Annotated in this window: 5 protein-coding genes; 1 reads left to right on the top strand and 4 read right to left on the bottom strand. The window is 48.9% G+C overall.

Annotated features, from left to right (window positions below):
• Positions 1-20: 20 nt before the first annotated feature.
• The 3 genes from B7P33_RS00290 to B7P33_RS00280 form a co-directional block, all read right to left on the bottom strand.
• Positions 21-1,748, bottom strand: coding sequence for a PspC domain-containing protein (locus tag B7P33_RS00290; RefSeq protein ID WP_097439975.1), 1,728 nt, complete (start codon positions 1,746-1,748; stop codon positions 21-23).
• A gap of 2 nt (positions 1,749-1,750) precedes the next feature.
• Complete coding sequence (locus tag B7P33_RS00285) at positions 1,751-2,083, bottom strand: PadR family transcriptional regulator (RefSeq protein ID WP_097439974.1); 333 nt, start codon at positions 2,081-2,083, stop codon at positions 1,751-1,753.
• Between the two features lie 266 nt (positions 2,084-2,349).
• Positions 2,350-2,820, bottom strand: coding sequence for a DUF4870 domain-containing protein (locus tag B7P33_RS00280; protein WP_097439973.1), 471 nt, complete (start codon positions 2,818-2,820; stop codon positions 2,350-2,352).
• Positions 2,821-2,953: 133 nt separating this feature from the next.
• On the opposite strand from B7P33_RS00280, the gene B7P33_RS00275 reads away from it, so the two are divergent.
• A complete protein-coding gene (locus B7P33_RS00275) occupies positions 2,954-3,400 on the top strand; it encodes a DUF4442 domain-containing protein (protein ID WP_097439972.1) in 447 nt (148 codons plus the stop codon).
• A 481-nt stretch (positions 3,401-3,881) separates the two neighbouring features.
• On the opposite strand, the gene B7P33_RS00270 is transcribed toward B7P33_RS00275, so the two are convergent.
• Entirely contained in the window at positions 3,882-23,282 is a 19,401-nt protein-coding gene (locus B7P33_RS00270) for an Ig-like domain-containing protein (RefSeq protein WP_172435810.1), read from the bottom strand.
• Between the last annotated feature and the right edge of the window lie 210 nt (positions 23,283-23,492).

Raw genomic sequence — 23,492 nt, 5'->3', positions numbered from 1 at the left:
TTTAGTTGATTGTTGATTTTTTAATTATCCGAGGCTTTTAACTCTATGCCATCGGCATCTATTTTTAGTCTAAGGGAATCTTTTTCCCCTTTAAGGTCTATGTCAATTCCATCAGCATCCATCTTGATGCTATTGGAATGACGACTGTCTTCTTCTTTTGTTACAGTTTCAGGGCAATCTTGGCAAATTAATTCCCCAGAGGCATCCATTTTCCATAGATGTCCGCCCATATCATACTTCGAAAAGTTTTGATCGTTTTGGGTGCCCCAGCCCATATGGCTATCCGCATCTTCATGCACGGTCAACAGGGTTCCAGTGGGTACTTCTACCTTTATTCGCACTTCTTGATCACGGGCCAGGTTTTTCTTATCGGTAGACAAGAAACCATCTAGCCAAAGGGTATTACCATCCATTCGATAGTTATAATCGATATTCGAAGAACGGTTTTTGGCATCGTTGTAATGACTACCTAAAGCCTCTTTGCTGATTTTTATATGTGCCTGGTCATCTTTAGATGGCTCAATATCGAAACGTACGTCTTCAGAATACAAATAGGCTTTACCATCGTTATCATAGGCCAAACGCATATCGGCCACATTAAAGTCGATATTATCGGTATGGTAGCCTTCATCGTTAATTTGGATCAATAAGGTGTCGGTGGCGGTAATCTCCGGTAATGTTTCGCGAACAATGGTGGTACCATGGTGCATAAAACTGGTAGCCTGTTTAAAACTTAAGGCCGCCAAGGTAATTACGGCGATCAGCCATAGTCCCAATAAAGAAAACTTGGCGATATTACCGATAGATTTTAAGTTGCTGACCAAAATCTTCATACCTAAGTAGAGTACAAAGAAAAAGGGGATACCTATGGCGAAGAAAGCCAAGATACTTACCAACCAAATGGGGGCGCCGGTAGAATTGACCAAGTCAAAGACTTCTTCGCCCGGAAAACCGGAGAGGTCTAATAAACCGGCAGAAATCAAACCTACGGCCAAGCCGATTAGGGTAGATGCCCCGATAATGATCAATAGTATTCCGATGAACTTACCGAACACCTTTAAAAAGAACATGATTATAGAGCCAAGTGTATCAAAAAAGCTGGCAGACCCACTTTTTATCTTGTTGCCCATTTTATCATAGTCGACGTTCTTTACCTTGTCTGCCACGTCATCAAAACCCTCGCGAACCTTCTTTTCAATATTGGAAATGTTCACGGCCTCGCCACTCATATGCAGTTTTTGCGAAGTGGTTACCGCTTCGGGTACCAAGATCCAAAGTAAGATATAGGCGATGAACCCAAAGCCGGTAAATACGGCCAATAAAATAAAAATGATACGTATCCAAAGTACATCGAACCCGAAATAGTGTTCCATACCGGCACAAACCCCGCCAATATATTTGGTTTCGGTATCGCGATATAGTTTTTTAACGGGCCCTTGTGTACGTTGTCTTTTGGGTTGGGGTTCGTCTTCAAATATATCTTCGTCAACCATATAATCCTCTGGCTGACCCATAACGTCAATTACGGCCTCAACCTCCTTTAAGGTAATTACCTGACGGTCGTGCTCCATTTTTTCGGAGAAAAGCTCGGCGATCCGGGTCTCGATGTCCGAGATAATCTCGTCGCTACCCGAAGTGTTGGCAAAAGAGCGCCTAACGGCCTCAATGTATTGCCTTAGTTTATTATAGGCCACTTCATCTATATGGAAGAAGGTATTGGCCAAATTTATATTTACTGTCTTGTTCATTGCTATTGTTTTGTGTCGGTTACCAGATTCACGGCATTTCTCAACTCATCCCAAGTGGTGTTCAACTCCTTGAGGAACTCCTTTCCGATTTCGGTAAGGGCATAATACTTACGGGGCGGGCCAGATGTAGACTCCTCCCATCTATAGTTTAACAAGCCTGCGTTCTTAAGACGGGTCAGTAAAGGGTAAATGGTACCCTCCACCACCAGCATCTTGGCATCTTTCAATGCCTTTAAGATCTCGGAAGCGTATTTGTCCTCCCCATCCAAGATAGAGAGAATGCAGTACTCCAAGACCCCTTTACGCATTTGGGCTTTTGTGTTTTCAATGTTCATACTGTCATTGTTATGTGATTAACTGTTCGTTTTTTGACCTCCGAATAAACTCGGTAACCGGCTTTCGAATTCGGGTTGGGAATTCAGGGATTGGGATTGCTCCGCTGACCTAGTTAAGGCTGATGAGACCTTTTTTTTTCAAATAGTATTCAGATTAAAGTTGAATGGGGTGATGAGTCCGTGTCTTAGGGGTGATGAAGCCCTGTTTATGTAATCCGATATTCTATTTGGGTATTGCTGTTTTCTGATTGTTGATAAACTCCTTTTTATTTGATGAATTTGATAGTCATAGGGTATTTGAATGTTTGGCCCTCCGAGGTACGGATGGTGGCCAAAATAGTATAGATAATATTAATGGCCGTTAACACGAACTGAAAGAATCCGGTAGCGCCTAATGGCCAAGCGTTACGCCACCACTGACGACTGTCCCAATGCCAATTGATATCGCCATGCCATCCCCAGTCCCAAAAACTGAAATTATCCAAGAACTCGGGGAAAAGCCCTATAAAAAAAGGTACGCTTATGGCCCCAAGTACGATGGAATATAATAGCATACTTATCTGAAAGTTCAAGGCCTGCTTTCCGTTGTAATCCACAAAGTCACTGTCTTTCTTGTTTATGCTCCATAAAAGCAATGGGGCCAAGAACTGACCAAAGGGAATAAAGTAACGGGAAAAGGTCGAGGCATGTATGATCGCCGACAAATTTCGATGGTGTTTTGATATAGATTCTGTCATGGCATATTATTTTCTTATGCAAATATATGTCCAAAAAAAGGTAGTATGCAAAACATAGTACCTATAATTAACATAAAATTAACAAGTATGAACTAAAAATATTATGACTAGTTTTAGGGCAAATTAGAATTGTATGTCACCATCGAACTTTAACCGTTCTTTATTTTTTGTGTTACCTGCGGCCTGGTGGGCGGGTGTACGTTTAACCGAACAGTCGTCTGTTTCGGCAACGGCTAGTGTTAAACTTAGCTATTGGAGTAAGAATCCGTTTAAATCCATTTTTTGGGCCGTTCAGGGTATGGCGGCCGAATTGAGTACGGGGGTTTTGGTTATGGCTGCCATTAAAAAAAGCGGAAAGTCTATTTCCATGTTGGTTTTGAACAACTCGGCCAATTTTTCTAAAAAAGCCAAGGGCCGTATTAATTTTACTTGTAATGATGGCGAAGCCATGGCCCAAGCCATCGCAAAGGCAGTTGCAACTGGAGAAGGGCAAACTTGTTGGATGACCGCCGTGGGTACCGATGCCCAAGGTGATGTGGTCTCTACCTTTAAATTCGAATGGACGGTAAAGATGAAGTAATCCGTAAAATTCTATATGGATTATTGTTTATTGATGGTGGGTTGACTTTATTCTTTTCTAGTTTATCGTTGAATCGGAAAAATTCTCTGTGAAACTCCGCGTCATCTCTGCGTAACTCAGTGAAATAATCGATTTTTAGCTGAATGAATCTATAATAGGCTAGGTAAAAATTAGTATTGATTCGTGTCAACTGGCCCATTTGACCATGGTTTAATTTGAAGATTTGAAAATGGGATGGGAAGTTGGAGTTACGAACTTGGAAGTACGAGTTTTGTAGTTCCATGATTAGTGTTGACCGTTTTTACTGAGGATGTAAACTGAACTTTGTCTGGACACTAACCATTGGAATACTAGACGATTGAACGCCAACCACTATTTATAGAAAAAAAACCGACATCCCCTAAGGGACATCGGTTTTACAAATCACTGTTCGCTTTTTTAGTGTTGCTTTAAAGCTATTTAGGTTAGTGACGGGTTCGTATTATCGTTGTATGAACAAGTACCCGGTCCTAAGTCTATTGATACCATCAACCACATAGTTTATGGCATAGAAATAGGTGCCTTCTGGTAGTGGGTCGCTTCCTAGGGTCGAACCTTGGGTGGCAATCCCTTCGAAGAAGTTACCTTGGCTACCATAGTTCTGGGTCTCGAATACTTTTTGTCCCCAACGGTTGTAGATCTGAACGGTATTTTCGTATTGTTCAATGCCTCGAATTACGAATACATCGTTCTCACTATTGCCATCTGGTGTTAATCCGTTGTAGACTTCAATATTATCTTCGGCCTCTGCATCGGCATTGTTGAACTCCAGATAATCTGGGGTGCCATCACCATCGGCATCAAAAGCGTCATCCGGATTACCATCACCATTGGGATCGGCAAACTCATCTTGGGTGGGGTGTCCGTCGCCATCATCGTCACTATCGAGATAGTTCGGAATCCCATCACCATCAGTATCGTCATTGTCTGGGTTACCATCGCCATTTAGATCTTCAAATTCATTGGAAACACCATCACCATCTGCATCAGCGTTGGTATCCAAGGCATCAACATAATCAGGTATGCCGTTTCCATTTAGATCGTCATTGGTCAGGTCTCCATCACCATTGGCATCTTCTTCCGCATTGGTAAGTCCGTCTCCGTCACAATCGGCCGTTAGGTCGTTTTCGTTACAGAATGGGTTCCTACCGTCAATGATCTCTTGGGCGTTAGTGATACCATCGCCGTCACAATCGGCTTGTTGCCAAATCGGATTGGTGACATCGAAAGCGATATTGTCATAAGCCGGCATGGGGTTACATGGATCCAGCTCATCTGGGTCTTCGGCATTGGCGATACCATCCCCATCATAATCATTGGCATGTGCATTCACAGCATCGATTATAGTTTGGATTTCCGAAACGGTCGGCGGATTACTGAATCCGGTTTCTAATTGGATCAAGGTCTGGTATGCGGCCTCGTGCTGAGGCATCACACCGGTCAATCCATCAATACGTTGCAACTGTTCCACGGTTACGGCGGTACCATTGGCGTTTTGTGCACCTCCGGTAGAATTGGAATCTTCCAATACCTCGGCTATGGCCGCCTGGCTCGCATTTACACTATCAATGATTTCCTGCAATTGGGACAAGGTCGATGGGGCAGGGGAGGCGCTAGCTATCGCCTCTTCGTAGGCCCCTTCATTACTTGGTACCAAGTTGGTTGCCCCGGCATTACCTAAATCGGTTATGGACGGATTACCATCGGCAGGATCATTCGAGTTGGCTACGATTTCGGCTATTTGGTTTACCATATCGACCATGTTCTGTACCTCGGCCTCGGTAGCCGGACTAGAGAACGGCCCTTCGTTGGCTGCAATGGCCTCTAGGTAAGCGGCCTCATTGCCTGCGATGGCACCGGATACCCCGGTAAGTCCGTTAAGTTCGGCAGCGGTCACTGCGGAGGTATTGGCGTTGTTACCGTTACTGGCATCGATTCCGATGTTGGCAAGCAACGACTCGGCAGCGTTCACACGGTCGATCATATCCTGTACCTCGGCTTCCGTGGCCGGACTGGAGAACGGCCCTTCGTTGGCAGCAATGGCCTCTAGGTAAGCGGCCTCATTGCCTGCGATGGCACCGGAAACCCCGGTGAGTCCGTTAAGTTCGGCAGCGGTCACTGCGGAGGTATTGGCGTTGTTACCGTTGCTGGCATCGATACCGATGTTGGCTAGTAACGACTCGGCAGCGTTTACACGGTCGATCATGGCCTGTACTTCGGCTTCCGTGGCCGGACTAGAGAACGGCCCTTCGTTAGCGGCGATGGCCTCTAGGTAAGCGGCCTCGTTAGCGGCAATGGCACCTGATACCCCGGTAAGTCCGTTAAGTTCGGCAGCGGTCACTGCGGAGGTATTGGCGTTGTTACCATTACTGGCATCGATACCAATGTTGGCGAGTAACGACTCGGCAGCGTTTACACGGTCGATCATAGCCTGAACCTCGGCTTCCGTGGCCGGACTGGAGAACGGTCCTTCGTTGGCGGCAATGGCCTCTAGATAAGCGGCCTCGTTGGCGGCAATGGCACCGGAAACCCCGGTAAGTCCGTTGAGTTCGGCAGCTGTCACTGCGGAGGTATTGGCGTTGTTACCGTTGCTGGCATCGATACCGATGTTGGCGAGTAACGACTCGGCAGCATTTACACGGTCGATCATGGCTTGTACCTCGGCTTCGGTGGCCGGGCTGGAGAACGGTCCTTCGTTAGCGGCAATGGCCTCTAGGTAAGCGGCCTCATTGCCTGCGATGGCACCTGATACCCCGGTAAGTCCGTTAAGTTCGGCAGCTGTCACTGCGGAGGTATTGGCATTGTTACCATTACTGGCATCGATTCCGATGTTGGCAAGCAACGACTCGGCAGCATTCACAAGGTCGATCATGGCCTGAACCTCGGCTTCGGTGGCCGGGCTGGAGAACGGTCCTTCGTTGGCGGCAATGGCCTCTAGATAAGCGGCCTCATTGCCTGCGATGGCACCGGAAACCCCGGTAAGTCCATTAAGTTCGGCAGCGGTCACTGCGGAGGTATTGGCATTGTTACCGTTACTGGCATCGATTCCGATGTTGGCAAGCAACGACTCGGCAGCGTTCACACGGTCGATCATAGCCTGAACCTCGGCTTCGGTGGCCGGACTGGAGAACGGCCCTTCGTTGGCTGCGATGGCCTCTAGGTAAGCGGCCTCGTTAGCGGCAATGGCACCGGATACCCCGGTGAGTCCGTTAAGTTCGGCAGCGGTCACCGTGGAGGTATTGGCGTTGTTACCATTACTGGCATCGATACCGATGTTGGCGAGTAACGACTCGGCAGCGTTTACACGGTCGATCATATCCTGTACCTCGGCTTCGGTGGCCGGGCTGGAGAACGGTCCTTCGTTGGCAGCTATGGCCTCTAGGTAAGCGGCCTCATTGCCTGCGATGGCACCGGAAACCCCAGTAAGTCCGTTAAGTTCGGCAGCGGTCACGGCCGATGTATTGGCGTTGTTACCATTTGTGGCATCGATACCGATATTCACTAATAACGACTCGGCAGCGTTTACACGGTCGATCATGGCCTGTACCTCGGCTTCGGTGGCCGGGCTGGAGAACGGCCCTTCGTTGGCTGCGATGGCTTCTAGGTAAGCGGCCTCGTTGGCGGCAATGGCACCGGATACCCCGGTGAGTCCGTTAAGTTCGGCAGCTGTCACGGCGGAAGTATTGGCGTTGTTACCATTGCTGGCATCGATACCAATGTTGGCGAGTAACGACTCGGCAGCGTTTACACGGTCGATCATGGCCTGTACCTCGGCTTCGGTGGCCGGGCTGGAGAACGGTCCTTCGTTGGCAGCTATGGCCTCACGATAGGCAGCCTCGTTTCCGGCAATGGCACCGGATACCCCGGTGAGTCCGTTAAGTTCGGCAGCGGTCACTGTGGAGGTATTGGCATTGTTACCGTTGCTGGCATCGATTCCGATGTTGGCCAATAACGACTCGGCAGCGTTCACACGGTCGATCATGGCCTGTACCTCGGCTTCGGTAGCCGGACTAGAGAACGGCCCTTCGTTGGCTGCGATGGCCTCTAGGTAAGCGGCCTCGTTAGCGGCAATGGCACCGGATACCCCGGTAAGTCCGTTAAGCTCGGCAGCGGTCACTGCGGAGGTATTGGCATTGTTACCGTTGTTGGCATCTATTCCGATGTTGGCAAGCAACGACTCGGCAGCGTTCACCCGGTCGATCATGGCCTGAACTTCGGCTTCGGTGGCCGGACTGGAGAACGGCCCTTCGTTGGCGGCAATGGCCTCTAGGTAAGCGGCCTCGTTAGCGGCAATGGCACCGGATACCCCGGTGAGTCCGTTAAGCTCGGCAGCGGTCACTGAAGAGGTATTGGCGTTGTTACCGTTGCTGGCATCGATTCCGATGTTGGCCAATAAGGACTCGGCAGCGTTTACACGGTCGATAATAGCCTGTACCTCGGCTTCGGTAGCCGGACTGGAGAACGGCCCTTCGTTGGCTGCGATGGCCTCTAGGTAAGCGGCCTCGTTAGCGGCAATGGCACCGGATACCCCGGTGAGTCCGTTAAGTTCCGCAGCGGTCACCGTGGAGGTATTGGCATTGTTACCATTACTGGCATCGATACCGATGTTGGCTAGTAACGACTCGGCAGCGTTCACACGGTCGATCATGGCTTGTACCTCGGCTTCGGTAGCCGGACTAGAGAACGGCCCTTCGTTGGCGGCAATGGCCTCTAGGTAAGCGGCCTCATTGCCTGCGATGGCACTGGATACCCCGGTGAGAGCGTTAAGTTCGGCAGCGGTCACCGTGGAGGTATTGGCGTTGTTACCATTACTGGCATCGATTCCGATGTTGGCGAGTAACGACTCTGCAGCGTTCACACGGTCGATCATGGCCTGTACCTCGGCTTCCGTAGCCGGACTGGAGAACGGTCCTTCGTTAGCGGCTATGGCCTCACGATAGGCAGCCTCGTTGCCTGGTATGGCACCGGATACCCCGGTGAGAGCGTTGAGTTCGGCAGCGGTCACTGAAGAGGTATTGGCATTGTTACCATTTGTGGCATCGATTCCGATGTTGGCCAATAATGACTCGGCAGCGTTCACACGGTCGATCATGGCCTGTACCTCGGTTTCCGTAGCCGGACTGGAGAACGGCCCTTCGTTAGCGGCTATGGCCTCACGATAGGCAGCCTCGTTGCCTGGTATGGCACCGGATACCCCGGTGAGAGCGTTGAGTTCGGCAGCGGTCACTGAAGAGGTATTGGCATTGTTACCATTTGTGGCATCGATTCCGATGTTGGCCAATAATGACTCGGCAGCGTTCACACGGTCGATCATGGCCTGTACCTCGGTTTCCGTAGCCGGACTGGAGAACGGCCCTTCGTTAGCGGCTATGGCCTCACGATAGGCAGCCTCGTTGCCTGGTATGGCACCGGATACCCCGGTGAGAGCGTTGAGTTCGGCAGCGGTCACTGAAGAGGTATTGGCATTGTTACCATTTGTGGCATCGATTCCGATGTTGGCCAATAATGACTCGGCAGCGTTCACACGGTCGATCATGGCCTGTACCTCGGCTTCCGTAGCCGGACTGGAGAACGGTCCTTCGTTAGCGGCTATGGCCTCACGATAGGCAGCCTCGTTGCCTGGTATGGCACCGGATACCCCGGTGAGAGCGTTGAGTTCGGCAGCGGTCACCGTGGAGGTATTGGCGTTGTTACCATTTGTGGCATCGATTCCGATGTTGGCCAATAATGACTCGGCAGCGTTTACACGGTCGATCATGGCCTGTACCTCGGCCTCCGTAGCCGGACTGGAGAACGGTCCTTCGTTAGCGGCTATGGCCTCACGATAGGCAGCCTCGTTGCCTGATATGGCACCGGATACCCCGGTGAGAGCGTTGAGTTCGGCAGCGGTCACCGTGGAGGTATTGGCGTTGTTACCATTTGTGGCATCGATTCCGATGTTGGCCAATAATGACTCGGCAGCGTTTACACGGTCGATCATGGCCTGTACCTCGGCCTCCGTAGCCGGACTGGAGAACGGCCCTTCGTTGGCGGCTATGGCCTCTAGGTAAGCAGCCTCGTTTGCAGGTATAGCCCCGTTTGTAGTTGGTAAACTGTTTAGCTGAGCTGCGGTTAATGTACTTGTATTGGCATTATTACCATTGTTTCCATCAACTCCAATAGCTACCAAGATGGGATGTGGGTCAAATAGTACAGAAGTATTATCTACACTTGCCACGGCATTTACGGTAAAGCCTACTGTTAGATTCTCCGGCAGGATGTTGGTCATATCAATGGAAATTTCTCCATTCATATCTGTATTGGGTGCAATCGTTCCTACCACGGCCGATCCCGTTCCTGTTAATGCTACGATTACCGCTATGTTGGGAATAGGATTAGCGTTCACATCCCTTATAGTTACGGTTACCGTATTGGTTGCCGTGCCATCGGCAATGGCGTTGTTAGCGGTAGTAACGATAGTTGAAGCTGAAGCATTTAGACTCCCTGGTACAAAATTGATACTAGCTGGCGAGCCATTGACAATTGCAAGCTCGGCAGTAGCACCATTGTTGTCATGGTCCACGGTGGCGGTCATGTCCACGGTCTCTGCTACGGTATTGGTCACGGTAATGGTGGCCACACCTGAGGCATCGGTGGTAGTGGTGGCGCTCGATAGTACGGCGCTACCGGTCACGTTAAAGGATACGCCCACACCGGCCTGGTTGATCACGTTGCCCGAGGCATCGCGCAACTGAACGGTTATGGTCTCGGTCTCGCTGCCATCTGCGGTGGCGGCACCATCGGCGGCACTTATTTCGGTACCGCTTCCTGTTACATCTATCGGTGCATTGGAGAACGCTACTTGCCCGGGTGATCCGTTGACGATGGCCAGTTCGGCAGTGGCGCCGTTGGCATCATGGTCCACGGTGGCGGTCACGTCCACGGTCTCTTCTATGGTATTGGTCACGGTAATGGTGGCCACACCCGAGGCATCGGTGGTAGCGGTGGCGCTGGATAGTACGGCGCTACCGGTCACGTTAAAGGTTACGTCCACCCCGGCCTGGTTGATTACATTGCCCGAGGCATCACGTAATTGTACGGTTATGGTCTCGGTCTCTGTGCCATCTGCTGTGGCTGCTCCATCGGCGGCGGAAATCTCCGTACCACTTCCGGTCACGTCTATCGGGGCATTGGAGAACGCTACCTGCGCGGGTGATCCATTGACAATGGCCAGTTCGGCGGTGGCGCCGTTGGCGTCATGGTCCACGGTGGCGGTCACGTCCACGGTCTCCTCAATGGTATTGGTCACGGTAATGGTGGCCACGCCCGAGGTATCGGTGGTAGCGGTGGCGCTGGATAGTACGGCGCTACCGGTCACGTTAAAGGTTACGCCCACCCCGGCCTGGTTGATCACATTGCCGGAGGCATCGCGTAATTGTACGGTTATGGTCTCGGTCTCGTTGCCATCGGCTGTAGCGGCACCATCGGCAGCACTTATTTCGGTACCGCTTCCGGTCACGTCTATCGGGGCATTGGAGAATGCCACTTGTGCCGGTGATCCGTTGACGATGGCCAGTTCGGCAGTGGCGCCGTTGGCATCATGGTCCACGGTGGCGGTCACGTCCACGGTCTCTTCTATGGTATTGGTCACGGTAATGGTGGCCACACCCGAGGCGTTGGTGGTAGCGGTGGCGCTGGATAGTACGGCGCTACCGGTCACGTTAAAGGTTACGCCCACCCCGGCCTGGTTGATCACATTGCCCGAGGCATCACGTAATTGTACGGTTATGGTCTCGGTCTCTGTGCCATCGGCGGTGGCGGCTCCATCGGCGGCACTTATTTCGGTACCGCTTCCGGTCACGTCTATCGGTGCATTGGAGAACGCTACCTGAGCCGGTGATCCGTTGACGATGGCCAGTTCGGCAGTGGCGCCGTTGGTGTCATGGTCCACGGTGGCGGTCACGTCCACGGTCTCTTCTATGGTATTGGTCACGGTAATGGTGGCCACACCCGAGGCGTTGGTGGTAGCGGTGGCGCTGGATAGTACGGCGCTACCGGTCACGTTAAAGGTTACGCCCACCCCGGCCTGGTTGATCACATTGCCCGAGGCATCACGTAATTGTACGGTTATGGTCTCGGTCTCTGTGCCATCGGCGGTGGCGGCTCCATCGGCGGCACTTATTTCGGTACCGCTTCCTGTTACGTCTATAGGGGCATTGGAGAATACGATCTGTGCGGGTGATCCGTTGACGATGGCCAGTTCGGCGGTGGCCCCGTTGGCATCATGGTCGACGGTGGCTGTCACGTCCACGGTCTCTTCTATGGTATTGGTCACGGTAATGGTGGCCACACCTGAGGCATCGGTGGTAGCGGTGGCGCTGGATAGTACGGCGCTACCGGTCACGTTAAAGGATACGCCCACCCCGGCCTGGTTGATCACATTGCCCGAGGCATCGCGCAACTGAACGGTAATGGTCTCGGTCTCCGTGCCATCTGCGGTGGCTGCTCCATCGGCAGCACTGATTTCCGTACCGCTTCCGGTCACGTCGATAGGGGCATTGGAGAACGCTACCTGTGCGGGTGATCCGTTGACGATGGCCAGTTCTGCAGTGGCGCCATTGGCATCATGGTCCACGGTGGCTGTCACGTCCACGGTCTCTTCTATGGTATTGGTCACGGTCACGGTAGCCACACCCGAGGCGTTGGTGGTAGCGGTGGCGCTCGATAGTACGGCGCTACCGGTCACGTTAAAGGTTACGCCGACCCCGGCCTGGTTGATCACATTGCCCGAGGCATCGCGCAATTGTACGGTTATGGTCTCGGTCTCGGTGCCATCCGCTGTGGCGGCTCCATCAGTAGCACTTATTTCGGTACCGCTTCCGGTCACATCTATCGGGGCATTGGAGAACGCCACTTGTGCCGGTGACCCGTTGACGATGGCCAGTTCGGCTGTAGCGCCGTTGGCATCATGGTCGACGGTGGCGGTCACGTCCACGGTCTCTTCTATGGTATTGGTCAGGGTAATGGTGGCCACACCGGAGGCATCGGTGGTAGCGGTGGCGCTGGATAGTACGGCGCTTCCGGTCACGTTAAAGGTTACGCCCACCCCGGCCTGGTTGATCACATTGCCCGAGGCATCGCGTAATAGTACGGTTATGGTCTCGGTCTCCGTGCCATCTGCGGTGGCGGCACCATCGGCGGCACTTATTTCGGTACCTGTACCATTTACGGCAATAGGTCCGGCCACATAAGTAACCGTAGGTCTATTATCGGTATGTACTTCACCGTCTACGGTATCGTCATCGTTAGTATCTACCTGGGCGGTAACCACTCCAGAACCTACTAAGTTAGGGCTGGTTAGGGTTACCGTAGCTTGTCCGCTAGCATTGGTTTGTATAATTCCGGTATTGGAAAGGGTACCTGTACCCGAGGCCATGGCAAACTGGACTTCGACCCCGGCCAAGGCTAGATCATTGCCACTAACATCCTTTAACTGCAAGGTAATGGTAGAGGTACTACTACCATCGGCGGTAATAATGGTAGGGCTGGCTGTTATTTCGGTTCCCGTACTGGCTACGCTAACGCCTAAAATGGTAATGGTAAAGGTATCTGTTACCGAGTTACACTCGGCAGCATCGTAAAAGGTGATGGTACCGTTATAGGTGCCTACGGCAGGGTTGGCTGGAATGGTATAATTGGCCCCAGCTAAAGCGGTAGGTGTCGTAATATCTGTAAAACCTTGGGCTTGGGCAGCGGCATCGTAGTCTATGGTATATAAGCTAACCGATCCCTGGGTGATAGTTGGAGTAATGGCTTCGGTAGTAGTGCCCAGGATTACGGTTGCATCGTTTGCGGTTGCCACTAGGTTTAAGTCACCTTGTGTGGCAATGGCAAAATAATCACCATCGTTAAAATCTATAGCCGGACTGGTCCAAGTACTAGTGGCGCCCACTTGGGTTAGTTGGTGGGCAATGGTAGCATCGCTAAAATCGCCATCGTTATCAATGATCAAATAATAGTGCGTACCACTAATTATAACGGGTAGGTCAAATTCGGCATCGTCTACATCTACGGCTATATACACATTACCTACGGCCGTTCCTTTTTCCTGTACCTGCCATAGACGTTGCGAAATGGCATAAGGTTGCGCACTAATGGTAGGCGCGTTGGTACTGGTCCAGCAGGTGTTCGTATTGCCATTGTTCGCAATCGTCTGGAACATTAGGTCGCTACCCAAAGCAGTATGGGTGGTATTGGCTGCCGTAAAATCGGTGTCGTCGGTAGACAAGGTAATAATCGCATCTGTATTAACCGATTTGGAAATACGCTGTTCCAAAGCTGAGGCATCGTCGCGGCCTATACCGAAGATATCGTTATTAAAGCCTGAGGCATTGGTACCCGTAGCATCCCATATTTTGGTACCTGTAGTACCATTCCAGTCGCTTGCTACATAACTTTGTTCTAAGGAGTTTTGGTCTAGTGTAATCCCATATTTAAGGGATAAGTATGAGTTTACCCTTAATTTCTCATCCCCCAATAGTATTTTATCAAATAAAATAAGTTCAGGAATCTCACCATTAAAGTAACGACTGTTCTTTTGCCCAAAACTGTTGGTGCCACTACTATTTTGAAAGTCAATCGTAAAGGTGTCATCTGTTATGAACCTAGTACCATTGAAATATAGATTATAGTCGGCCGGAGCCACACTGATTTGGTAAACATTATAAACATCCAAGCTTAAATCTGGGGCCTGTGGATTTACGGTAAGCCCTGAAAAGTCAGCACCAACGATGTGATTTTCCGTTCTAAGGTAACCTCTATTGGTTCTACCGAATGATTCATATAAATCACGATGAGACGATAAACCATAGTGGGCATTACCCCCTCCAGTAGATGCTTCAAAGTCGAACAGAGCCCCGTTGTTTGGATGTATTCGTTTGGGAACGACAAATAGTTCAGCATTGGTAAAGCCATCTACTATAGAGGTACCCCATTCTAAATATTCTGTATTGGCACCATCAAATCTTACCAATGGATTGAAATTTGCCAAACCGGTACCTGAATCTATCCAATCCGGGGCTTTGGTATAGTTGTTCGGGCTATTGTTATTTCCTGACTTATCTTCCCATTGTGTAAGTGTGGGCGAGGCGGTAACCCCATCATTAGCCTTTAACCAAAGGCTGGCTCCTAGAACCCCACCGGGGTTAAAGGGAGAATTGACAGTAATGGTAAAGGTATCGCTAACCGTATTACATTGGGTAGCATCGTAAAAAATCATGGTACCGTTATAGGAGCCCAGGGTAGGGTTGGCCGGAATCGTATAATTGGCCCCTGCTAAAGCGGTAGGTGTTGTTATATCTGCAAAACCTTCGGCTTCGGCAGCGGCATCGTAATCTATGGTATATAGGGTAGGGGTACCCTGGGTCACGGTGGGGCTAATGGCTTCAGTAGTTGTACCCAAAACCACAACGGCATCGTTGGTAGTGGCTACTATACTTACATCGCCTTGGGTGGCAATGGCAAAATAATCGCCATCATTAAAATCTATGGCCGGACTGGTCCAGGTACTGGTAGCGCCCACTTGGGTCAGTTGGTGGGCAATGGTAGCATCGCTAAAATCGCCATCGGAATCAATGATCAAATAATAGTGCGTACCACTAAGTAAGGCAGGCAGGTCAAATTCGGCATCGTCTACATCTACGGCTATATATACATTACCTACGGCCGTTCCTTTTTCTTGCACTTGCCATTGTCTAGGCGTAATTGCATAGTCTTGTGCACTAATGGTAGGGCTATTGTTACTTGTCCAACATAGATTGGTATTACCGTTATTGGCAATGGTTTGGAACATAAGGTCACTACCTAAAGCAGCGTGGGTGGTATTGGCTGCCGTAAAATCGGCATCGTCGGTGGCCAGGGTTATAATAGCATCTTGGTTAACCGATTTAGAGATACGTTGTTCCAAGGCAGAGGCATCGTCGCGGCCTATACCAAAAATGTCGTTATTAAAGCCGGAAGTATTGGTGCCTGTGGCATCCCACATTTTGGTACCGGTAGTACCGTTCCAATCACTGGCAAAATAATCTTGCTCAGCACTTTGGTTTAGGGTAATACCATATTTTAGCGCCAAATAGCTTTCTACATTTTTTAATTGGTTGACGGAATGAGTCCCGTTATAGCCAATTATTTCGGAAATGTGACCTAACCATCTTCTTCCATGATTTGAATCTCCAATTTCTATACCATTGGCAATAATATCGGCCACAGCACTTTCTAAAGTTAAAATTTGGGGTTCTGCGGGCACAAGTGGATCATTTACTATTTGCCCATTGAGCCAACCTTTACTTAACGGGTTACCATCTGTGAAATCACTGCTATTGCCGGGTATATGCCAAGCCGGACCAACACCACAAGGCCTAATGCCTGAATCATCTATTCCTGATTCGCTAAAAGGATTTCCACAACCTAAACTAGCCAAATCTGTAGGAAAAAGCACTAAATGAACTGTTTGTAAAGTAATACTATTGGTGTTTTGCAAACGTCTATCTCCTTTATCTGGATTGTCTATGCTTGGGTTATAGTTAATACCAGATTCGCGATACAAATAGGGTAGAGTTCCTACATCACTAAAATCATAGTCAGCACCTGATCGATCTAACCAAGCGGTGGTATTGGTTCCATCTCCGGTATGGCTTACTCCGTCGTCCGCTTTCAACCAAAGACTTGCCCCTAAAACCCCTCCTGGGCTTGGTGGTGGTACCGAATAGGTAGCCAAGGTAAAACGGCTTTGATGTACCAAATCTATTGGCGTTTCGGTATACCAAATATCGCCTTGCTGGGTTAATTCAATAAGGGTATCGCCGCTTCCGGTATCTAAAAAATCGCCATCGCCATTGGCGTCGTAAGCCATATAATAGGTGGTATTACCTGCCAGGGGATCGGCAACATTAAAACCGGCCCCGGTATCGGCTACATCGAAGGCGAGGGTTACCCCGGCCACGGCATCGTTATCCGTGGCATCGTGTTCCTGTACTTGCCATTGGCGATCCAAAATCTGGTAATCGGTAGGGGTAGTGGCCGCATTAAAGGCTTCCCAAGAACCGTTACCTAGGCCATTATGGGCTATGGTCTGAAAGCTCATATCGGCCGTTGGGGTACGCGTACCATCGGTGTTGGCGGCATCGAAATCGTCTACATCGCCATGGGCCAAGGTAATGATGGCATCGGCGTTAACCGACTTAGAGATGTTTTGCTCCAAATCTGAACCACTGTCCTTTCCGATACCGAAAATATTGTTGGTAAATCCGGTAGTGGCTTCACTATAATCCCACATTTCAGTGGTGCCATCACTGGCCAAATAGTCTTGCCCTGTACTTTGGTCTAGGGTGATACCGTATTTTAGGGCAAGATAACTTTCAACTTGTTGTCGTTGTAAAGGCGTATGGTCATTCACCTTAAAATATACAAACTCTGAAATAGTACCATATTGATGCGTAAGGCCTGGAGCCATCGTAATATTGTTTCCAAAACCCTCAATGTCATCATCCAATACCAAACCATAAGTTGATAAAGTCCGGCTATTTACGGACAGATCCTGTGAGGTGCCACCATCGTTATCCATAAAAAATAAATGCGGTGCATTGGGTACGGTAACTAATGAATTTGTTACAGAGCCATTCAAAAAGGACACGAATTGATTACCCGTATTAAAAAATGCGTGTGCCGTATTCGGGTTAGCTGAAAAAAGCACTTTGGCGGGTGATGCTGGATCTGGATGGGAAACAAGATACACAATCGCATCGGCATTTGAATAACCTGCTGGCATATCTAACATTTGCCCGGCAGCGAACAACACCGAAGGGTTAAAGTTTATATCCGAAGTATTGAACTGTGGTGTATGTCCCGTACCTGTGAGAACCTCACTATTGGAAGAACTGTTCCATTGTTCTACCGCATCGCCGTCTTCTGCCACATCGGTTCCTAAATCTTCATATACATCTGCGTCAGCTTTTAACCAAATGTTGGCGCCCACAACCCCACCGGGACTAATGGGTTTATCTAAAAAGGAAATACCAATATTGGGGCTATAAGCCGCACCAGAACCGGAGTTGGTAATATTGCTGGCACTGGCACAAGAAAAAGCCGTATTGGTAAACGTAAAGGTTAAGTCGGTGATACTATCGGCAGGGTCGTGATCGGTTGCCGTACCTGTAAAGGTAAGTTCTAGGGCATTATCGGTTTCGCCATAAATGTCGGTTATGGTCAAGACCGCTGTTAGGCCGGCCGACACGTTACCTACGGTCACTTGGGCCGGGGTCAACACGCCGCTACCTAGATCATTGAATTGATCGCCTTGTAAATAGATTACGGTCTTTTCTACATTGTTAATGGCCCCGTCATAAGTAAGTTTAGACTCGGTATAGGTGGCCGGGTTGGAAATGGCCGATTGTTTTACTGCATCTATGGCACCCGAAACCTCATAGAAATACTCTCCGGTAGGGCTAACCGAAATAGCGGCCCCGGGTGTGCTAAAGAAGTCATAGCTAATCCCTTCTTCCGTAATTTGGGTAAGGTCGAAAGGGGTGGCCAAATCGAATTCATACACATCGCGGTCGCCATTGTTTTTGATATATAGTTTAGTACCCCCATAGTTGAACATAAACGAGGCAGCGCCAGAGGCAAAGCCCGGGCCAATGGTCCATGTCTGGTCTTGGGTTGGTGCTGAGATATCGAAGGGAGCCGTTAGGGTATATCGGGCAATACTAGAGCTAGCCCCTCCTGTTAAGGAGAAAAACGACATGCCATCTGGGGAGAATACAAAGCGGCCCGCATTGGTGACCATGGTATAGGAGGCATCTGGGGTTAGGTTGGCATTAACCCCCGAAACATCGTAATCGGTTATATTGTACTGTTCCAACACATTGTCATGGTTTATAAAAACCTTACTACCATCAAAATTAAAGGCAATGCCCAAATGGCTGTTTATCCAAGTTTGGTTAGGCGAACTGGCCGAGGCATTCAATACTGCGGTCTGTAGATCGAAAGGGGTGGCGAGGTCAAAGGCCACGATGTCGATATCCCTATCTAAAATAAAGGCCCGTGTACCCTCTTTATTAAAGGTTATGGCTTTTGCATTAAACATAGCAGTGCCCAAAGGGTTGGATGCCGCTGATGGCAGGGTATAAGAACCAGAAAAACTGGAAAGATCGTAATTCGGTGCCGTATAGCTCAAATTTCCGGTACACAGGGTAGACGTAGCCAAGGTAAAACGGCTTTGGTGTACCAAGTTTATTGGCGTTTCGGTATACCAAATATTGCCCTGTTGGGTTAGGGCCACGGGGCTTTGTCCGTCGTCGGTATAGTTGCCATTGTTATTGGTATCTATCAATAGGTAATATTCGGTACCTTGAATAAGATCGGCTACGTCGAAGCTAGCCCCGGTATCGGCCACATTGAAGGCGAGGGTAACCCCGGCCACGGCATCGTTATCGCTGGCATCGTGTTCTTGTACCTGCCATTGGCGATCCAGTATCTGGTAATCGGTTGGGGTAGTGGCCGCGTTAAAGGCTTCCCACGTGCCGGAACCAACCCCATTATGGGCAATGGTCTGAAAGCTCATATCGGCGGTCGGGGTTCGACTACCATGGGTATTGGCGGCATCAAAATCGGCCACATCGCCATGGGCCAAGGTAATGATGGCATCGGCATTCACTGACTTAGAGATATTTTGTTCTAGGTCTGACGCACTGTCTTTACCGATTCCGAAAATATTGTTGGTAAACCCGGTGGTGGCCTCACTATAATCCCACATTTCGGTGGTACCGTTACTGGCCAAATAATCTTGGCCGGCCCCACCTTGGTCTATACTTATACCATACTTTATAGCGAGATACGATTGTATCTTTTGACGTTGGGTAGGGCCAACGGTACTTGGGTACACCAGTATTTCACCTATGGAACCATTAAGAAAGGAGCCGCCATCCCTACGACCAATATAAGGGCGTAGATTTGTAACGGGGTCAACACTAGGACCACCGCCAAAGAACTGATTGGTCAAGGTTTGATCTGCCCCGTTTAATCGTCTAAATACATTAGCCATGTTGGCATCGAGATTATCGTTATACAAAAGAATCTCTTCGCCCAACACATGAGAATAGAAGAAATCATCGCTACCAACCGGATTATAATCACCGGTTGTCAAGCGATCATTGGTTTCTACATTGCCCCAGAAATAACCTTCTGATCCGGGGGTAGTATTGTTAGTACCTAAAACAACACCATTTATGGTGGTGGCATCAGCTAATCTAAACACCCCGAATAGTTCTTGATACGAAATTTCAGAGTTTCCTTCAAAGTAATCACTACCATCAAAATCTATACTGTTGTTAAAGTTAAAAAGGGTAATACCTGTTTGTGGAGCACCATTAATGGTAAAGCTATTATAGGCTGTTTGGTCTATCCAATCAGTAACCGTTGAACCTGTACTGGAGACACCAACATTGGCCTTTACCCAAAGATTGGCACCCACCACCCCACCGGGGCTAATAGGCGTAGCCAAGGTTAAGTAGCTATTGGCGTCAAGATCGGCATTGGCCACCGAGATGGTACCATTGGTGTCTAAAACCCCTAATTCTTCTACGGTACCCGTATTAAAGGTTTCCAGGTTGCTCATATACAAGGCCATACCGGCATGGGCGGCCCCAAAGTTTAGGGTAATATCGTTAGTCCAGTTCAGTTTTTGTACTTGCCATTCGCGGTCTATACGCGGGGCCAACATGCCTGTACCCAATTCGGTATTGCCCGCATTAGTGGTTTCGGCGCCCCCATTATGAGCGAAGGTGATGTATTTTCGGGTATCGGCCACCGTGGCCTCTGGGCTAATATCGGTACGTGTACCGTTGCTATTGGCGTTGGTAAAGTCGTCATTGGTAGCCACGCTAAGGATGGCGGAAGTATTTACCGAATGCGACACCTTTTGGTGTAGGGCAGAAGCCTCGTCGCGGCCCAAACCTATAATATCGTTTATATAACTATCGGTACCAGTTGTGGCGGTGCTGTTGCTCCAATACGAAGTGGCATCTGAAGCCAGATAATTCTTGGAACCATTGGCAAGGGTGATGCCGTATTTTAGGGCTAAATAACTTTCTATTTTGGTACGTTCCGTTGGCGACTTGTAGCTGGCATTATCTATAAAAATAATTTCACTCAACTGACCGTCTAAACCAGCCCCTAGACCCGTGTTTTGGGCTAGGGTAGAACCAGTATTGGTGTTAGATACCAAAATATTGCCATCTAAACTAATGGAGTTTTCATTACCAACACTGGCGGCAGGGTTATAGTATACCGAAAAAATATGATCAGTATCGGTCTGTACCGAATTGGCAGGCGTAACCATATAATTGACAACCCCAGCGTTGGCAAAACGTATACTATTATCTAAACTGGTAACATAAAACTGATGGGCCCCATTCCCGGGCGGATTAAACAAACCGGAGTTATCTACATCGATGTTTCCCACTATATAAGCGGCATAATCGGTTAGGGATAAATCTGAAAAGGGTAATAGGTCGTCGGTACCATCAAAATCTACATAGGCATTAAAATTGTATAACCCAGCTTCCCCATCGTGATAAATAGGTTGGTTGGCCAAGGTACCTTGGGTGGGCGAGCTTGCCGATCCCGTAGAAGTGATAAGGTTATCCCAAGTGGCAAAGGCAGTATTATCGCTTGCTCCGGTGATATTGTCTGCGTTAAGCCACACGTTAATACCTCCAACTAATCCTGGCAGGCTACAGTTGGCGGTCAAAATATCTCCAGATGATGACAAATCCCAGCTAAAGGTATCTATCAATCTTTGGCGTGCATCAATACCATTACAGTATTCCAAACCTTGGGCACCGAAAACCGCATTGTTTTGAAGGGATTGATTGGCCCAAGATATAAGAAGGGCGTCGTATTGATCTATCGTTAAACCCGATCCATCTAAAAAGTCGGTAAAATTGGTTCCGCTAATGGGTGTCCAGTCTGCCAGATTCTGGTCAAAGGCCGAGGCGTTTTGGAACATGGATGTAAAATTGGTGACCGAACTTACATTCCAATTCGATAGGGTTTGGTCAAAATTGGAGTTGTCATGGAACATATAGGCCAAACTGGTCACATGTTCTAGGGTAGATTGGTTACCACTGCTAGTTCGTTCCCAATTGGTAAGGGCTTGGTTAAATGCCGCATTTCGGAACATACCCGACATGGTTATGGGTTGCCCATATTGGGTATTGCCGTCGGGTAACACGCCAATATTCCAGTGCATTAATGAACTATTGTTAAATGCTGTATTATTTCGGAACATTTCATCAAAATAGCGTACCCTACCTACCTGCCAATCGCCAATGGGTTGGTTATAAGCAGTGTTACTCTCGAACATATCGCGCATATCATTTACATAGGCCAGGGTAGAAGGGCCAGTGGCACCTACCACACCGGGGGTGCCCGAACGTTCCCAGCTGTTTAACGGATGGTTAAAAAGACTGTTTCGAAGAAACATACCTTGCATATTTATGGTAGCCGTACCCGTATTCTGCCCAATATTCCAATTAGCAATGTCGGGGTTGTTGTATTTACTATTGTTCTCGAACATGTATCTGAAGTTGGCTACCCGGCCCACATCCCAATTACCGATACCATTGGCATGGTTAAAGTCGGCATTTTTAAACATCACCGACATATTGTCTACCCAAGCCATGGTAGAACGATCACCGGGGCCGTTATCTCGCTCCCAGGCCGAGAGGTCTTGGTTAAAGGCAGTGCCATCGAACATGGCGCTCATATTAATACGCCAATTGTTGCCGGGTAATACAGGGTTAAGGGTGGTACCATCTATATAACCAATGGTCCAACTACTGAGGTCTTGGTTAAAAATGTCGGCAAATTGGAACATACTTTGAAAGTGCCGCACTTGGCCCACTTTCCAATTGCCGATGTCGGTATTGAATTGATCGCAATCGCGAAACATGGCATCTAGATGGGTTACATTGCCAATTGTGGAATTAGGGAAATCTTCCCATTGGTCCAAACCGGCCCCTACAAAGGCACGGGCACTGGCGAACATATAACCTAGGTTAACAGCGGCGCCACTGGGATTAATATTCCAATTATTTAAAGGAGAATTAAATACGGTACACCCCCTGAACATGCCATAGAAATTGATGCCTCGGTCTACATCCCAATTATTCAAATTCCTGTTGAAGGCCTGGCAATTGTAAAACATGTTTCTAAAATTGATGACATTACTTACATTCCAGTTACCAATATCGGTACCCGGCTGAAATACATTACAACCCGCGAACATATAGTCCATGGCCGTGGTATTGCTTAGATTGGGTATACCGGCACTATTAGGCATGGTAGCCAGATTTTCACAGCCCCTGAACATACGATAGGTACCATCCCAAACGGTGGTACCCCAGTTAACGATTCCGGTCACTTTTTCGGCATCGTAATTATTGTCAAAGGCAAACCTAAGGGCCGTACCACTATGGGGTCTAATGGCAATTTGTTTTGTGGTTGTCCCGGCCGGATAGATATGGGTGGCCTGGGCCGAAAGGGGAGTTACGTCTAAATTGGCCGTTGTAGAATTGGCAGCCTCAAAAGTACCATCGTAGTCCCAGTCAATATCAAAATTATAGTCACGAACAGGAATGGTTATGGTATCTGCGGCATGGCCATTGGTCTTGGTACTGGGTATACTAAGATCTACCTCAATAATAAACTCGGTTTGGGCAAAAGAACTGCCCATGCCTAAGCAAAAGAATAGGATGAAAGCGAACCAAAACGAGTTCAGGCCTTTCCAGGGTTTTTGACTTTTCATGGTAAAGTATATGGGTGTTTTTTCGTTGGTGGTTTTTGTGCTTATGCCCTGGCTAACCTTTGTTTTCTGGCATTCTCCAGTATTCGGAAAGCCAGATTGCTGTGGGATTTGATCCGTATATTTCGCGGTAACGGGTTGGTTTTTATCCCTGTTTATGGCAAATCGGGTTGGTGTATTGAATCGATTTGCAAAAGAATTAGCAAGGTTATG

The sequence above is a fragment of the Sediminicola luteus genome, from assembly GCF_002514735.1.
Classification (GTDB): Bacteria; Bacteroidota; Bacteroidia; order Flavobacteriales; family Flavobacteriaceae; genus HQA918.
The sequence above is the reverse complement of the archived record's forward strand: the minus strand, read 5'-3'. Positions and strand labels throughout refer to the sequence as shown.

Bases quoted from the DNA above. Each gene is read 5' to 3' on its own strand.
- B7P33_RS00280 (WP_097439973.1), bottom strand. From the start codon at position 2,820: ATGACAGAATCTATATCAAAACACCATCGAAATTTGTCGGCGATCATA.
- B7P33_RS00285 (WP_097439974.1), bottom strand. From the start codon at position 2,083: ATGAACATTGAAAACACAAAAGCCCAAATGCGTAAAGGGGTCTTGGAG.
- B7P33_RS00270 (WP_172435810.1), bottom strand. From the start codon at position 23,282: ATGAAAAGTCAAAAACCCTGGAAAGGCCTGAACTCGTTTTGGTTCGCT.
- B7P33_RS00290 (WP_097439975.1), bottom strand. From the start codon at position 1,748: ATGAACAAGACAGTAAATATAAATTTGGCCAATACCTTCTTCCATATA.
- B7P33_RS00275 (WP_097439972.1), top strand. From the start codon at position 2,954: ATGTCACCATCGAACTTTAACCGTTCTTTATTTTTTGTGTTACCTGCG.